Origin of the sequence: Mucilaginibacter lacusdianchii, assembly GCF_009770985.1 — a bacterium.
Lineage (GTDB): Bacteria > Bacteroidota > Bacteroidia > Sphingobacteriales > Sphingobacteriaceae > Mucilaginibacter > Mucilaginibacter lacusdianchii.
In genome coordinates, this window is sequence record NZ_WSRW01000001.1 from 738428 (window position 1) to 754353 (window position 15926).

Sequence of the window (15926 nt, forward strand, 5' to 3'; positions counted from 1 at the left end):
TGTCGCTCTTCGTAATGGTAATTGATATTAGACAGCAGCGCAATTATGAATGAGTTTACCATTGGGGTTGAAGAGGAGTTTATGGTGATTGACCCGGTTACCCGGGAATTAAAATCGCACGAGCAGAAGATTGTGGATGGTGCGCAGCGCATTCATCAGGATCAGGTAAAGGCCGAAATGCACCAGGCTGTAGTGGAGGTAGGCACCCATATATGCCGCAATACCGAAGAGGCACGCAAAGAGGTAAGTAAACTGCGCCTCACGGTTGCGCAACTGGCTGGTGACATGGGCCTGCGCATTGGTGCGGCTGGTACGCATCCGTTTTCCCACTGGCAATACCAGCTGATAACGGAACACCCCCGGTATAACGAAATTGTAGATGAATTGCAGGAGGCCGCACGCTCTAACCTCATCTTCGGGTTGCATGTGCACGTAGGTATCCAGTCGCGCGAAATGGCTATACATATTGCTAACCAGGTACGCTACTTTTTACCGCACGTATTTGCATTGAGCGCAAACTCGCCATTTTGGGAAGGCCGCAATACGGGTTACCGCTCGTTTCGCACCAAGGTATTTGATAAATTTCCACGCACGGGTATTCCTGATGCATTTAGCAGTATTGAGGAGTATGATAACTACATCAAACTGCTGGTTAAAACCAACTGTATCGATAACGCCAAAAAAATATGGTGGGATTTGCGTGTGCATCCATTTTATGAAACTATTGAGTTCCGCATTTGCGATTGCCCTATGCTGGTGGATGAAACTATTGCTTTTACAGCGCTGTTTCAGGCCTTATGTGCAAAGTTGTACAAGCTGCGCATGCAAAATATGTCATTTATATCTTACTCTCGCGCCCTTATTAATGAAAATAAATGGCGGGCGGCGCGTTATGGTATTGATGGTAAGTTGATTGATTTTGGCAAGCAGCAGGAAGTAAACACTCGTGCCTTGATATTGGAACTGCTGGACTTTGTAGACGATGTGGTAGACGAACTGGGCAGCCGGCAAGATTTAAATTACATTCACCAGATATTAGAACATGGCACCGGGGCCGATAGGCAATTGGCTGTTTACCAGCAAAAAGGTAACTTTGCAGATGTGGTAGACTATATCACATCGCAAACTTTAAAAGGGATTTGAGCAGAGAGATGACACCAGCAGATCAGCAACCTATACGGGTGGCTATATTAGATTTATACGATGGCATACCCAACCAGGGTATGCGCTGTTTTCAGGATATTTTAGACCGTTACCGGGAGATTAATAAATTAAATCTTACCTACGAGGTTTTTGACGTACGAAAAGACGAACAAGTACCAGATGCCAGTTTTGACATTTACATATCAAGCGGCGGCCCAGGTAGCCCGCTGGATAGTGAAGGTTCCGTTTGGGAGACCAAATACTGGGAATTGATTGACGCTTTAGACGCACATAATCACAGTAACAATGGCCCTAAAAAGCATGTATTTTTTGTGTGCCACTCTTTTCAGCTGATGTGCCGCCGCTTACAACTGGGTAATGTAAGCCTGCGCCGTTCGCCATCATTTGGTGTACTGCCCGTACATCAGGTAGAGCAAGGTGCAGAAGAACAGATTTTTGAAGGATTGAATGATCCGTTCTATGCAGTAGATTCACGTTCATGGCAAGTGGTACATCCTAATGAAGAGCAATTCACGGCAACCGGTGCAAAACTACTGGCTATTGAAAAAGAACGCCCCTATATAGATTTACCGCGCGCCATAATGGCTGTGCGCTTTAATGATTACTTTGTAGGCACGCAGTTTCACCCGGAGGCCGATCCGGTTGGGATGAAGGCTTATTTAATAACCGACGAAAAGAAAGAACAGGTTATCCATGAACATGGCGAAGCCAAATACACTGAAATGATTGAACGCCTGGAAGACCCGGATAAGATTTTGCTTACCCAGATTACCATGATCCCGAACTTTTTGGACCAGGCAATTTTAAACTTACAGGAAGCATAATGTGGGGAGATAATTTTATAAGTTACACTTACTGCCAACAACAAAAAAGCAGAACTTTAAGGTTCTGCTTTTTTTATTTTTATTCGCAATATGCTTTATTGCTCGTGCACACCTTCGCCTATTTCCTCAATAGTCTTTTTGTTGAAAGCATCTAAGTCGGCCGGGGTACGGCTGGTTACTAAACCATTATCGGTTACTACTTCCTGATCAACCCAGCTAGCACCGGCATTTATCAAGTCGGTTTGCAGGGATGGGTATGATGTTAATGTACGACCTTTAATCATGCCAGTTTCAATCAGCAATTGCGGACCATGGCAAATAGCCGCCACCGGCTTACCTTCGTCTAAAAAGGCAGATACAAAAGCTACCGCATCTTTATTCTGGCGCAGCTTATCAGGATTTAATACGCCGCCCGGTAACACCAATGCATCATAATCATCCGGACTTACAGAATCCAACGTTTTATCTACGTCTACTTCAATACCCCAATGGTCCTGGTCCCATGCTTTAATTTTGCCGCTTTGTGGTGAAATGATATCTACTGTAGCACCTGCAGCTATTAATGCTTCACGCGGGCTGGTCAACTCCACTTGCTCAAATCCCTCTTCAGTAAGGATAGCTACCTTACGATTATCTAATGTTGCCATAATTATAGTTTTCAATTATTATAGCGCAACTTATATGTTGAACTACACAAAAAACTACAGCAAGCCAATCATAAAGTTTTCGGAAGTTTAAAACATGACGTTTTACTTATGCTGCAAAGCATAGTTCATAAAATTACTGGTCAGGCCGTAATCCTCCGTGCCTTTACGGCGGATGAAGTAGAAGTTGCGGGTGATTTTTAACCCTTCAACCGGTACTTCTACCAAGTCACCCTCAGCCAGTTCGCGCACAATGGATGGGCGTGGCATAAAGCCCAGGCACTGGTCGGCCAGCAAAAAGTTTTTCAGGGCCTCAGTACCGCCTAGGCGGATTTTTACTGATAGATCGGCTGGTTTAATATGTTGTATTGCCAAGGCTTTCAACAAAGCATTTAATGTACCCGACCCCCGCTCACGCAGGGCCATCGGTGTTTTAACCAACTGCTTAAGCGTTAATGATTTTCCTGCTAACGTACTTTTAGCCGAACACACCGGCACCACCTCATCACTCATAAACGGCTGATAGGACACATTGGTCAGTTTGTTATCAACCTCGATGATGCCAATATCTACTTCGTGGTTTAACAGCGCATTCAAAATATATTCTGAATTTCGATTTACCAATTGCACGCCCACATTAGCATACTGCCGCTGAAAGCCCGATAAAATGGAAGGTAAAATATACAAAGCAATAGTAGTACTAGCCCCCAGGCGTAAATGTCCGGCTGCGTACGATTGGTTGCTGAGCACGGATAGATCGTACTCTATTTTCCGTTCAATTTCCGTAGCCTGCAGCAAGTATTCGTTTAGCTTTTTGCCGGCTTCGGTAAGGATGATGCTGTTGCCTTTGCGTTCAAACAACGGTAGTTTATACTGATCTTCCAACGCTTTAATATGTTTGCTGATGGCAGGCTGCGTAACAAACAATACCTGTGCAGCTTTAGAAAAACTGAGGTTAGCGGCAACTTCCAGAAAAACGCGGTGCGCAAACGAAATCATATCTTAGTGCACTTTGTTGAGTTAAGTAAGCACAAGTCAAAGGTAAAATTTTCAACCCATTATAACTAAAACATTACTGTTACAAACTTTTGGTTATACTGATAATTGATTTACTTTCGCAACATTAATCTACCTGCATGCTGTCGTCTAAGTTACTGATAGATAAAAAGTATCTTTTTATCCTCTTAAGTATCCTGTCTGTAATATTTTTATTAAACGCCTACAAACGGGGTATAAAAGCTGATACCAACGGCGACTACTTCATTTACTGGCAAACCGGTCAGCATTTTATCAGCGGGCAAAAAATGTATACACCCGGACTGATTGACGGTGGTTTTACCTATCCGCCGTTTGCAGCTATGTTTTTCAGTTTGTTTTCGTGGATGCCGTTTCATACATCGGCATTTGTTTATACGTTCTTGGTAAATTATGGCTTATGGATAGTATCACTTTGGCTGGTAAAGCGAATTTTCAATCACCTGTATCTACAACAGGATGTTACGCTGCCATTTATCTTAGCCATCATCTTATCAGCTGGCTTTTACTGGCACAATTATATGTGGATGAATGCTAATTTGCCTGTATTATGCTGTACCTTGTTGGGAATAGAGTACTACGTTAAAAAGAAGTTTACTGCCAGTTACCTGTTTTTTTTAGCAGGTACCTTTTTTAAAATCACTCCCATCATATTCCTATTTTTTGCGGCCTTGAAACGCGGACCTAAAGACTGGGCCAAAATTATACTGTTAACGCTACCCTTTATAGTTTTACCCATGCTGTTACGTGGCTTACCAACCGGCCTGCACGATTGGCAGGATTACTATGAAGCTTTTGTGGCGCCATTCTCTAAAGGTAAAGTTGATGAAAACATTATCAGCCTGGGCATACCCGCTCTGCTGGAAAAAATGAATACAGGTAACGCCCAACTAGGCTACCCTTCCCTATTACATTTAAGCGCATTGGGATTAAAAGTACTAACGCTTACCATTCAACTGTTGGTTTTAGGAGCAATTACGGCAAAGTTGTTGTACGACCGCTATGCACTTGGCAAAGAAGACTTTTCGCCAGCCGATTTTTGTCTGATTTTTCTAATCACCCTTTTGCTCCCCGGCCGGGTTTGGGGCCACCATCATGTGTGCGCCAGCTTTATTTATACGTATTTGTTCATCCTCATTCGCAACAGAAAAGTATTGTTGGGCATCACCATATTTTTGTGCCTGCTTACAGAGTTTACTGTGAAGGATGTTATAGGCCAAATACTTACCGATTTACTTCGGGAGTATTGTTATATTACGTTGGTGATGATGTTTGTAACCGTGCTTATCATCATGTTAAATTCTTATACTGCAAAACGAACAACCGCAGTGGGTTAGTTGCACTAGTAGAATATCCTGCTTTAAATCAATTAAAATTTGCATTCAAATTACTTGCAAGACGTTTATCTCCCTATCAAATTAACATGCTGCAATACTATACTGCAAAAACCATGATTTGAATATTCCATCTAATACTGAGCATATCATAGCTAACTGACTTTAAAACTAAGCTATTTAAAAAAGGTTATAATGTTCATATCAGTTATTCTTAATGGAAAAATACTGCACCCCTGAATTTGTATTTAAAAGAGTGCTTACCCTTTCAAACCGTGTTGTATTTCTTATATGTGTAATAATAACATGGCCCTTGATTATGCTGTATGCTATAAAGGGATATCGCTACCTGGGCATGAGTGGTATGTACCTGCTTGTTGGATTATTCTTCGTAATATTCACAGCTTTATTTAATTATTTATCAAAATCTGTAACCATATATTTTGACCGGAAGCGGATGTATGTTAAGCAAGGCAACCAAGAGTATGTTTCGTATTTAAAGCGGGATGTATTAGGCTTTTTCAGTTACAATTATGATGAACAGACTAAATCGTTCACCTATCTCAAAATCATATTCAAGAACGGTAAGAAAATAACTATCACAGATGCTGATTATTCGCAAAAAGCTGATGCAGAAAAAGCATTGTTGCTTAAACAGTTTTTGGTATCGGCAAAAAGGCAATTAGCATTCACCGCCATCAAAAAGGATCGCTGGCGTTCATTACTTAAGTCAGGAGCTTATTGGTATAGCGAAGATCCGAGCAAAAAAGATTCATATACAAAAGAGGCTGACCTTACATAAGGTCAGCCTCTTTTCAAAATCTTAACTCAAATAATTACGCTTCTACAGCCTGACCAATCAAGTTTTTAGCTACCAGATACTCGGCAATTTGCACAGCGTTGGTGGCGGCACCTTTACGCAGATTGTCTGACACGATCCAGGCGTTTAATGTATTCGGCTGCGTTTCATCACGGCGAATACGACCAACAAATACATCGTCCTTTTCATGAGCATCCAGCGGCATTGGGTATTTCAGATTGGCTACATCGTCAACCACTACCACGCCGGGCGCTTTAGTTAAGATGTCACGTACTTCATTCAGTTCAAAATCGTTTTCGAACTCAATATTTACCGACTCGGAGTGACCACCCATTACCGGGATACGAACAGTAGTGGCCGTTACGCGGATACTGTTATCACCCATAATTTTTTTGGTTTCCAGTATCATTTTCATTTCCTCTTTGGTGTAACCGTTCTCGGTAAATACGTCGATGTGCGGTAACACGTTCAGGTCAATTTGATATGGGTAAGCTTTAGGGCCTTCAATACCTTTACGCTCGTTAAACAACTGGTCAACCGCCTTAACGCCGGTACCGGTTACCGATTGGTAAGTTGATACTACTACGCGTTTAATTTTATATTGATCGTGCAGTGGTTTTAAAGCCACTACCATTTGTATGGTTGAGCAATTAGGGTTGGCGATGATTTTATCATCAGCAGTTAATACATCGGCATTTACTTCGGGCACTACCAATTTTTTGGTTGGGTCCATACGCCAGGCCGATGAATTGTCAATTACGGTTACGCCAGCTTCTGCAAACAGCGGAGCCTGCTCCAATGAAGTGCTTCCACCCGCCGAAAATAAGGCTACATCGGGCTTTTGCTTTATCGCATCCTCAACAGAAACCACCTTGTATTGCTTACCCTTGTAAGTAACTTCTTTACCTACACTTTTAGCTGAAGCAACGGGAATTAACTCTGTTACCGGAAAGTTGCGTTCTTCCAGAACCTGCAACATTTTGGTACCTACCAGGCCGGTAGCACCTACAACTGCGACTTTCATTGTTTTACTTATACTTTAATTTTTAAATACTTGAATTTCAAATATACATATTTTTAGTAAATGCCTTAATGTATATAGAATTAATGGAGTAATTCTGTAAGCTAACATAGGTGTTACAGACTTGTAAAAGTACTGCATAAGTAAAAGGATTTACTAGCGGTTTTTATACATTTGCGCCCTGTAACCGTATCAACAAGCATGAGCGAAAAAATATTAATTATCGGCGCAAATGGCCAAATAGGAACAGAATTGGTAACTACCTTACGCGGCATACACGGCGCCGAACAGGTTATCGCTTCCGACATCAACAATCCCGCTTATGCTATACGGCACAGCGGCCCTTTCGAGTTTGCCAACGTACTGGATAAAGATAACCTGCACCACTTGTTTCAGAAGCACCAACCCACACAGGTTTATTTGCTGGCTGCCATTTTATCTGCAACTGGCGAACAAAAACCTAAACTAGCCTGGGATTTGAACATGAACGGTTTGCTTCATGTGCTCGATTTAGCAGTAGAGTTCAATGTAGCTAAAGTTTTCTGGCCAAGCTCTATTGCTGTATTTGGTCCTAACTCACCCAAGCAAAATACGCCGCAGTATTGCGTAATGGATCCTAACACGGTTTACGGATTTAGTAAACTAGCCGGCGAACGCTGGTGCGAGTATTACCATGCCAAATACGGTTTGGATGTGCGCAGCATACGTTACCCGGGTATCATCAGCTGGAAAGCAGCCCCGGGCGGCGGCACCACCGATTATGCCATTCACATTTTTCATGAAGCGCTGAAAACCGGCACTTATGAAAGCTTTTTATCGGCCAATACTATGCTGCCAATGATGTATATGGATGATGCCATTCGCGCTACTATCAGTTTGATGGATGCGCCTGCCGAAAACATCAGCATCCGCTCCAGCTATAATTTAGCCGGCATTAGCTTTACGCCTGAGCAACTGGCGGAAAAAGTAAAAGAACATATGCCCGAGTTTACCATCACCTATGCCGACAATGATCCGCGACAGGCTATTGCCGATAGCTGGCCGCAATCTATTGACGACAGTACCGCACAGCGCGACTGGAACTGGCAGCCGGAGTATGATATCAACGCACTGGCAGATACTATGTTGAAAAACCTGAAGAATACATTAGTTTTGTAGTTGATTTGAACGGATGTGATGAACAGTTGTTTATAAAGCATCTGAAACTTATTAACTACTAACAAATAACCACTTACGATACAATGGGAAGAGCTTTTGAATTCCGTAAAGAAAGAAAATTTAAACGCTGGGCTAAAATGGCCGTACAATTTACCCGCTTAGGTAAAGAGATTGTAATGGCCGTTAAAGATGGCGGACCACACCCTGAAACCAACTCGCGCCTGCGTACGGCTATGCAAAATGCCAAAGCCGTAAACATGCCGAAAGACCGTGTAGAGGCAGCCATTAAACGTGCATCCAGCAAAGACGAGAAAGATTACGAAGAAATTGTATACGAAGGGTATGCGCCACATGGCGTAGCCGTACTGGTAGAAACCGCTACCGATAACACCAATCGTACCGTGGCCAACGTACGCAGCTACTTCACTAAAGTAAGTGGCACTTTAGGTAAAACCGGCTCATTAGATTTTGTATTTTCCCGTAAATCAGTTTTCCGCTTTGAACCAGGCGAGCGCGATTTGGAAGAACTGGAGTTTGAACTAATTGATGCAGGTTTAGAAGAACTGTTTGTAGAAACTGATGAAGAAGGCAAAGACATTGCCGTACTGCACGCCGCTTATGAAGACTTTGGTAAAATGCAAAAGACTTTGGAAGCCATGGGTATTGAATTGAAATCGGCCAAGTTGGAGCGCATTCCATTATCTACCACCGAAATTAGCGAAGAAGATGCAGCGGATGTGTTGAAACTAATTGACAAATTAGAGGAAGACGACGACGTGCAGGCCGTGTATCATAACATGGCTGAGTAAGTTTGTTTTAGAGCCGGGAAATCAGAAACAAGACTTCAATCTACCTGTTTCCTTTAATAATAAACTTGTCATTGCGAGGAACGAAGCAATCCCGTCACATGGATAAGCAAGCGACGGGATTGCCACGCTATCGCTCGCAATGACAATGTTCTGGTAAGTTCAATTATTACAAGTTCGAAATTGAACATTCGAAATTCAAAATCATACCATGCTGTTTGAAGAGTTTTTTAAAAAGAAGAAAATAAGCCTTATTGCCTTGGAACAGGGCGAGCCGGCACTTTTTTCGGAATTTAAGGAACACTATGAACAGATGGGCGAAAAAAGCTTTGACCACACCAAAAAATACTGGTTCAATAAACTGCGCCGCCTATATCCACTGCCACCAGAGGTAAAAGCCGAAAAGTCGCGCATGGAAAACCAAGTAGCCGAACAAACTGTAGCGGATACCTTAACGGAGCCAACACCGCGTGATGCTGCACCTAAACTGGACTTTAAACCTAAGTTTAAAGCAGGAACTACAGCACCTGTAAAACCGGCTGAGGATGTACCAGTAGAAAATGTACCCACTACGCCAAGCGCACCAACCGAGCAGAAAGCAACCGCAGAAAATGAAGCACCAGTAACGCCTGCGCCTAAATTAGGTTTTAAACCTAAATTTAAAGCTGCACCAGCCAAGCCAGTGGAAGAAACGCCAGCTGAGTTACCTCCAGCAGCCGAGGTACCTGCTGTTACACCCGCAGAAAATACTGAGAAGCCAGCAGCAAAAACAACATCAGCTACGCCAAAGCCAGCTTACAAACCGCGCTTTCAAGCCAAAAACATAGTCCCTAAGGCAGCGACTGAGATACCAACGCAGACCGACAGTGCAGATACTACAGAACAAGTACCTAAAGCATCAACGGTAATAGAGTCATCCGAAGCAGAGATTGCAGATGACACTGCTGCGCCATCTGCAGAGGCTCCATCAACGCCCCAGATGGGTTTCAAACCTCGTTTCAAAGCACCGGTACCGCCCAAGGTTGTAGAAGAAACAAAAGCAGAGCCTGAGGTAACACCACAGCCTGCCGTACAAGAAGATCCGATACAGGAAAATAATATATCTGTACCATCCGAATCTGATGTTCCATCACCTGAAACACCTGCAACCAAGCCCGCATATAAACCCAGGTTTAATCCTAAACTGATTAAACCTAAGCCACCTGAACAGGAATAATTATAATTATTACTTTTTGGTATGACTAAACAGCCAACTGAATAGTTCCGGCTCGGCGAAAGCGTTATCCCAACTGTTATGGTTGGCGTTGGGGTAAACCGTATACTTAGGGTCGCCACCTGCATTTTTAATGGCCTGTACCATCGTTTCGGAATTAACAATTGGCACAACATCATCCTTGGCGCCATGAAACACCCACATAGGTACACGTTTGGCAACCTTTTTTGCCGTTTCAGCACTACCTCCACCACATATGGCAAAAGCAGCTGCAAACACTTTAGGCTTGCGCCTCAACAGCTCAAACGTTCCCATTCCGCCCATAGACAAACCGCCTACATACACCTGATGTTTATTTACGTAAGGTTGATGAAGCAAATCGGACAATAAGCCCTGCAAAGCATGCATGGCTTTGGTTGGCTTGCCGCCTTTTTGGAAACTAAATGTTCTGGCAGGATTGGTAGCGGTAGCTGGTTTGATTTCCACGTTTGACCAGTAGCTATCCTGAGGGCATTGCGGAAACACCACAATAACTTGGTGCTTTTGCCGGAATGCCGGATCCAGAAAAGTTTTAGCGCCGTGTGTTAACTGGGCTTCATTATTGTTGCCCCGCTCGCCCGAACCATGTAAAACCAGCAGCAAAGGGTATTTTTTTGTAGCGTCAAAGTTTTCGGGGAGCAATACACGGTAAGCTAGTGTATCTCCTTTGGCTTGATATACCTCTTTACGGTAATCGGCTACGGTTTGTGCAAATGAAAGTGACTGTATGCCTGATAGAGAAATAAGCAATACAATTACAAAGGTTAGCTTTTTCATAGATAGAAACAGGTAAAATAATAGGCATACGAATATGCAATTATTTTACCTGTTCGTCCAATTTATTACTCAGCCAGTTGAATTTTAGCTTTCTTGCTAACGTTTACCGGTTGAGGCACTTTTACATAATAGCCAGTGCCATCATACTCGCGTTTTCAAACTAAAAACATGATATCAAGTCAGTGGCACCAATACCGAACATTACATCTTCTTAACCAAATTAACACTATGATGTTCTGCCTGTAAAAAAACATGCTCATGCTTATCCCTAAGCAACATACTTACTACAGCATGAGGTGTTAAATAGTGCGAATAGTAGTCGTCTACATTTTTTCTTAAAATAGCGATTTCATTTTCCGATAAATTGAAAGCATAAGAAATTAAATCACTTAAATCATCTTTATCTTTAAATATTAATGCATTGATATGATGTTTTAGAGGAGGGGAAAATAGTTGCGCGTAAGTATCTTGTAATATAGGTATGCACCCTACAGACATTGCTTCCACTATATTATGTGAAAACGGCATCACTACTCCAGGAACAGCAAAAAAGTAATTAAATTTAACTAATGTACTTCTCAACGCTTCTGCAGGAATGCCTTTTTCATTACTTTTTATGATGACAACCTCACTATTAGGAGATTTTGCTAAGTATATATTTAAATCCTCTAAGCCGTGAACTTCTGTATTTAAACAAGTATTCTCAATAACATTCAAAACCTCTATCCTTGATAAAATATTAAATACCCCGTCATGAGATATCTTACTATATAATTGTTTATCAAAGTTGCCTAAAAGTAGTATTGAATTAATACGCTCTTGAGACCGGTCAATTGGTATATTCCATAGATTTTTATAATACAATGCAGGATGCTGAGATATTGGGATATAATAACTTTTTCGTTTTTGTTGCTGTTTTAATAAACTTTCAAAATAATTTGCACTCAATACATCTCTGCCAATTGTTATAAGATTAGACCGCTCCTTTATGTTTACTAAATCCTTAAAGATAACTAACTTATCTTTCAAGATATAAGATGCATATAGCTCTTTACTTATTTGATTTACTAACGAAAACTTTTTAGGCAAGTATATTGTAAACCCTTCAAGTTTTAAGAATTTGAGTAATGTATATAAGTATCTATTGTAAACATTACTTTGTATATCAATAAAAATACTCTTTTTACTTACGCCTTTTTCAAGTGCTTTTGAGTAGTTGATGTAAGTCTTAATGCCAGCAATGTATTGTCTTAAAGTATAAGCTTTTAACTTGAGTGATCGTAACATATCAACCTTAGTATATCAATTATAAGTCAAATGAATCTATATCATTCTCTTTGCTAAAGGTAGATATTTAAGAATTCCAGAGGAAATAAATCCGGTTTGTTTCAAAATTAGTAATCTATAAGAACAATGGTATTTTTAATAATATATTAAAAATACACAAAGAATAAAAGCGCTTTAAATAACTAAAGCGCTTCTCTATGTTTTAAGAATATAAAATTAACCTCTTATTCCGCCAACTACACCTTGCTTTTCTTAGTCACGTTTACCGGTTGAGGTACTTTTACATAATAGCCAGTACCGTCGTACTCGCGCTTGCGCGGATGTGTTTGGCAGGTATCTGAGCAGCAACCTTCCATTTTCCAGCCACACTCGTCGCACTGGGTAAAATGCTCGTTACACTCGGGGTTGGCGCAATTAATCATTTTATCGGTAGTTTTGCCACAGTTAAAACAGGTAGAGATCACCGTAGGATTAACCTGATTTACATCAACCGTCAATCGGTTATCAAATACGTAACATTTACCTTCAAAATCCTGACCGCCTACTTCTTTACCATATTTAATGATACCGCCGTGCAGCTGGTATACATTCTCAAAACCTTCGTGCAACAATAAGGCTGAGGCTTTTTCGCATTTAATGCCACCGGTACAGTAGGTCAATATCTTTTTATCTTTAAACTGAGCCAGTTCATTGATTTTGGCCGGAAAATCACGAAAGTTTTCAATATTCAGCGTAACAGCATTTTTAAACTTACCTACCGAATGCTCGTAGTTAGAACGTACGTCTAGGATAACCACATCATCACGGTCCTTCATTGCCAAAAACTCAGCCGGCTCCAAATGCTTACCGGTTTGTTTTTGCGGATTAATCATGTTGGGATCACGCAGACCGGAGTGTACAATTTCGGATTTGTAGCGTACATGCATTTTCACAAACGACGGCTCATCTACCTCGTCAATCTTGAAATCGGTTTTCGCAAAACGCTCGTCGGCATGTACGGCATCCATGTAAGCTTTGCAAGCTTCGGGTGTACCCGATATCGTACCGTTCAAGCCTTCATCAGCAACGATAATGCGTCCGGTTAAATTTAAACTTTTACAGAATCTGAGATGATCGGCAGCAAATTGCTCCGCATCAGTTATTGTTGAATAACAATAATAAAGTAGGGTGTTATATTTTGCCATAATACATCGATACTGCTTCAAACAGCGTTAAATGAGCGGCAAAGATACAGATTTTTTTGATGTGCAGATGTAGGTGTACATCTGCACATTGTCAGGTTATCGGATACCGTAAAATATACGGAATCCTTGCATCAGCTTACGGCTACCTTCAAAGGAAACACCATAATCTATACGGAATATAAAGCGCTGCACACCTATATAAAATTCAGAGTAATTACTTCTGATACTTTGTAAATTGGGGTTGTTGCCAACACCTGAATAATTATCATGTCTAGCTTGTGCCAGATAGTTAACACCAACTACTTCTTCCAGCTTTAACTTGCGGATAAGCGGAACGTGGTTCAGGAAATTTCCGGCAAAATTATGCTCGTAGTGTGCTTCAATAAATGAGCGGTCGGTACTAAAATCATAAAAATCCAGGAAATGGAAGTTACCGATAGTCGGATTAAATACCGTACCCTGGTTACCCAAAAAGTGATTATAATCTACAAAGTACAATTGCTTGTGGTTTAAAAAGGTACCGGCAGTAATTTTAAAAGCCGAATTTCCGATTAACCCAATGGGTAATTTATCATCAAATACATCCAGCGATACAAAATCATAGTTTACATCTGAGCCAAATACACTGTTAATACCTTTACGGTAGTTAAGGCGCACTTTCGGGAAGATGGATGGTTCATAGTATTTACCATCCGGACGGGTAATATACTGCTGACGGAATGTAAACGTAAGTGATGCCCGTAAAGTAAGCGCCTGGTTGGTTGGAAACAATTGCGATTCCACCTCAGGCGGATCAGCAAGCGGATTGTTGGCGGTGTAACGTTTGTCCGGCACATCTTTCCAATGGTTAAAAGATGTGTTATACATTTGCTGACGCTCGGCATATGACAAATGGCCATTAAATAATATACCGTTAGCCAGTTCGCGTTGCCAGCCCACCAAACCAAATTTGGTGCGGTAAAGCTTTACATAGTTATTTTCGCTCAATAAAGTACTTAACGAGTTGAAGAACAACGAACGGGTACTTACATAGTTCAAGTCCAAAATATCACTACCAAAGCGGGTGTAAAAAGCGCCTTGATGCGTTGGGTCATAATTATATGTAGCACCAATATTTGCACTCAGCGTTTTGTTGCCAAAACCATAGCGCAGGTTAGGCACAATGGTGTACGATTGCCCGTTATCAAATCCCTTAATATAACTTACCTTAGCATTAATACCGTAACCTTCTACCGTATTATAATAAATGGCTTCACGACCCGGATACAAGTAAAGTGATTGACGCGTGTTACGGTCATAAAACTGGGAACCGAAAACAACATAAGTAAGCCAGTTAATAGAATTTCTGGAACGCTCTAATGAATCCAAATAGGGCTTTTTACTGTGAACAACCGCCAAACTATCTTTAATCTTATAATCTACGGCCTCTAGATCGGTTAATGGCACAGGCCGGTTAGCCATCCAGTAATTACGGCTTTTGGCGTTAGCTTGCGTATCAACACGCATTACCTCGCCATTGAAATATCCTTTCGGAAAAGTTGGATTGATTTTATAGTTATTATACACCGCCAGGTAGTACCCCTGATATTTAAACCCTAATACATCGCCATTATAAGTGTATTGAACTGAAATCGGCATCCAAACGCTGTCAGTAACCGGTATATATTGCTGGCTGATTTGGAGTGTATCAACCAAATTAAGGTTCGCTTTTTTAGTCAGATACAAATCTACACCGTAAATGCGCCAGTCGCCTTCCACAACATACACGTTACCTTTATACACGGCATCGCGCTCACGTTTAGGAATTACCTGTATTTTATCTACCCGTCGTCCACTTTTTACAGACGTACCTAATAGCTTGAAATCATAAAATTTAAGTGCATTATCAGCAAAAGGCGATACAAATGCCCGGCTGCTTACCCCTTGTATTTCAAACTTGTTTTTGTAAAAGTTAGCCTGCAAATCAGATGCCTTATTGTAACTGAAAGCTGTACTTTGACCAGCAGTTTTAGAGGCAATCATTTCCTCTTTCACCCTGTTGGGGTTTTGAAAATTATATTTAGATAGTGATTCAGATTGGTACAAATAGCTACGACGATTGGTATCAATTTGCAAAGTGCTAGACACATCACGACCCAAAAGCTTTTTGGGTGCACTTACCAAACGTTGTACACCTTTTACATAAGCCACGCACGAAAAGGTGTTAACCTCATTTAAATAATGTTCGCGTTTGGCAATTACCTGGCGCATAATATTTACCGCAGGGTCATCTTTACTAGCTTCTGCATTAGGATCAGATGGCTCTAGAACAAATTCTTCGTTCACCAGCTGTACATTACGCTCTACATTACCGTTAGCGATGGTTACTTTCTCTACCCGTTCCAGGTAGCCTACATAGCGGTAAACTACGTTGTAAGTACCGGCCTGCAACTTAAACTCATACTCACCATCTTCATTGGCAGTAGTACCATAAGTAGTATTGCGGATATATACAGACGTAAATGGAACAGGTGTGTTTTTACCATCAGTTATGCGGCCCGACAACCTGTAGGTTTGGGCAAATACCTGAGCGGCAGTACATAAAAGCAGGAACAGTAAATAAATTTTTTTCATGGGGGTG

At 41.4% G+C, this 15926-nt stretch carries 14 protein-coding genes; 7 read left to right on the forward strand and 7 right to left on the reverse strand.

The genetic code is table 11. From position 1 onward, the window contains the following. The first annotated feature begins 45 nt into the window (after window positions 1-45). Window positions 46-1143, forward strand: a complete 1098-nt coding sequence (locus GPM24_RS03395) for a carboxylate-amine ligase (RefSeq protein ID WP_158825326.1) — start codon at window positions 46-48, stop codon at window positions 1141-1143. After that, window positions 1140-1988: a type 1 glutamine amidotransferase gene (locus GPM24_RS03400; protein WP_233268724.1), complete on the forward strand. Its 849-nt coding sequence runs from the start codon at window positions 1140-1142 to the stop codon at window positions 1986-1988. The genes GPM24_RS03395 and GPM24_RS03400 overlap by 4 nt, the downstream gene beginning before the upstream one ends. A 95-nt stretch (window positions 1989-2083) precedes the next feature. Here GPM24_RS03400 and GPM24_RS03405 read toward each other — a convergent pair whose 3' ends face one another. Both GPM24_RS03405 and GPM24_RS03410 read right to left on the reverse strand, forming a co-directional pair. Then, a complete protein-coding gene (locus tag GPM24_RS03405) occupies window positions 2084-2635 on the reverse strand; it encodes a type 1 glutamine amidotransferase domain-containing protein (protein WP_158825327.1) in 552 nt (183 codons plus the stop codon). 102 nt (window positions 2636-2737) lie between these two features. Beyond that, window positions 2738-3631 (reverse strand): LysR substrate-binding domain-containing protein, encoded by an 894-nt coding sequence (locus tag GPM24_RS03410; protein WP_158825328.1) that lies wholly within the window; start codon window positions 3629-3631, stop codon window positions 2738-2740. A gap of 137 nt (window positions 3632-3768) precedes the next feature. Between GPM24_RS03410 and GPM24_RS03415 the strand changes: the two genes are divergently transcribed. Both GPM24_RS03415 and GPM24_RS03420 read left to right on the forward strand, forming a co-directional pair. Continuing rightward, on the forward strand, window positions 3769-5004 hold the full coding sequence (locus GPM24_RS03415; RefSeq protein ID WP_158825329.1) for a glycosyltransferase family 87 protein: 1236 nt from the start codon (window positions 3769-3771) through the stop codon (window positions 5002-5004). Between the two features lie 214 nt (window positions 5005-5218). Next, window positions 5219-5803 (forward strand): PH domain-containing protein, encoded by a 585-nt coding sequence (locus GPM24_RS03420; RefSeq protein ID WP_500784470.1) that lies wholly within the window; start codon window positions 5219-5221, stop codon window positions 5801-5803. Between the two features lie 34 nt (window positions 5804-5837). On the opposite strand, the gene GPM24_RS03425 is transcribed toward GPM24_RS03420, so the two are convergent. Then, the gene (locus tag GPM24_RS03425; protein ID WP_158825331.1) at window positions 5838-6845 is read right to left on the reverse strand and encodes an aspartate-semialdehyde dehydrogenase; all 1008 of its coding nucleotides are present in this window, start codon (window positions 6843-6845) and stop codon (window positions 5838-5840) included. 198 nt (window positions 6846-7043) lie between these two features. Here GPM24_RS03425 and GPM24_RS03430 point away from each other — a divergent pair, with 198 nt between their 5' ends. From GPM24_RS03430 to GPM24_RS03440, 3 genes are all read left to right on the forward strand, one after another. Further along, window positions 7044-8000 (forward strand): NAD-dependent epimerase/dehydratase family protein, encoded by a 957-nt coding sequence (locus GPM24_RS03430; protein ID WP_158825332.1) that lies wholly within the window; start codon window positions 7044-7046, stop codon window positions 7998-8000. 83 nt (window positions 8001-8083) lie between these two features. Further along, window positions 8084-8809: a YebC/PmpR family DNA-binding transcriptional regulator gene (locus GPM24_RS03435; RefSeq protein ID WP_158825333.1), complete on the forward strand. Its 726-nt coding sequence runs from the start codon at window positions 8084-8086 to the stop codon at window positions 8807-8809. A gap of 208 nt (window positions 8810-9017) precedes the next feature. Continuing rightward, entirely contained in the window at window positions 9018-10022 is a 1005-nt protein-coding gene (locus GPM24_RS03440) for a hypothetical protein (protein WP_158825334.1), read from the forward strand. A 9-nt stretch (window positions 10023-10031) separates the two neighbouring features. On the opposite strand, the gene GPM24_RS03445 is transcribed toward GPM24_RS03440, so the two are convergent. From GPM24_RS03445 to GPM24_RS03460, 4 genes are all read right to left on the reverse strand, one after another. Next, the gene (locus tag GPM24_RS03445; RefSeq protein ID WP_158825335.1) at window positions 10032-10835 is read right to left on the reverse strand and encodes a carboxylesterase family protein; all 804 of its coding nucleotides are present in this window, start codon (window positions 10833-10835) and stop codon (window positions 10032-10034) included. Window positions 10836-11036: 201 nt separating this feature from the next. Next, the gene (locus GPM24_RS03450; RefSeq protein ID WP_158825336.1) at window positions 11037-12122 is read right to left on the reverse strand and encodes a hypothetical protein; all 1086 of its coding nucleotides are present in this window, start codon (window positions 12120-12122) and stop codon (window positions 11037-11039) included. 236 nt (window positions 12123-12358) lie between these two features. Further along, window positions 12359-13306 (reverse strand): oxygen-dependent tRNA uridine(34) hydroxylase TrhO, encoded by a 948-nt coding sequence (gene trhO / locus GPM24_RS03455; RefSeq protein ID WP_158825337.1) that lies wholly within the window; start codon window positions 13304-13306, stop codon window positions 12359-12361. Window positions 13307-13402: 96 nt separating this feature from the next. Next, window positions 13403-15919 (reverse strand): DUF5686 and carboxypeptidase regulatory-like domain-containing protein, encoded by a 2517-nt coding sequence (locus tag GPM24_RS03460; RefSeq protein ID WP_158825338.1) that lies wholly within the window; start codon window positions 15917-15919, stop codon window positions 13403-13405. Between the last annotated feature and the right edge of the window lie 7 nt (window positions 15920-15926).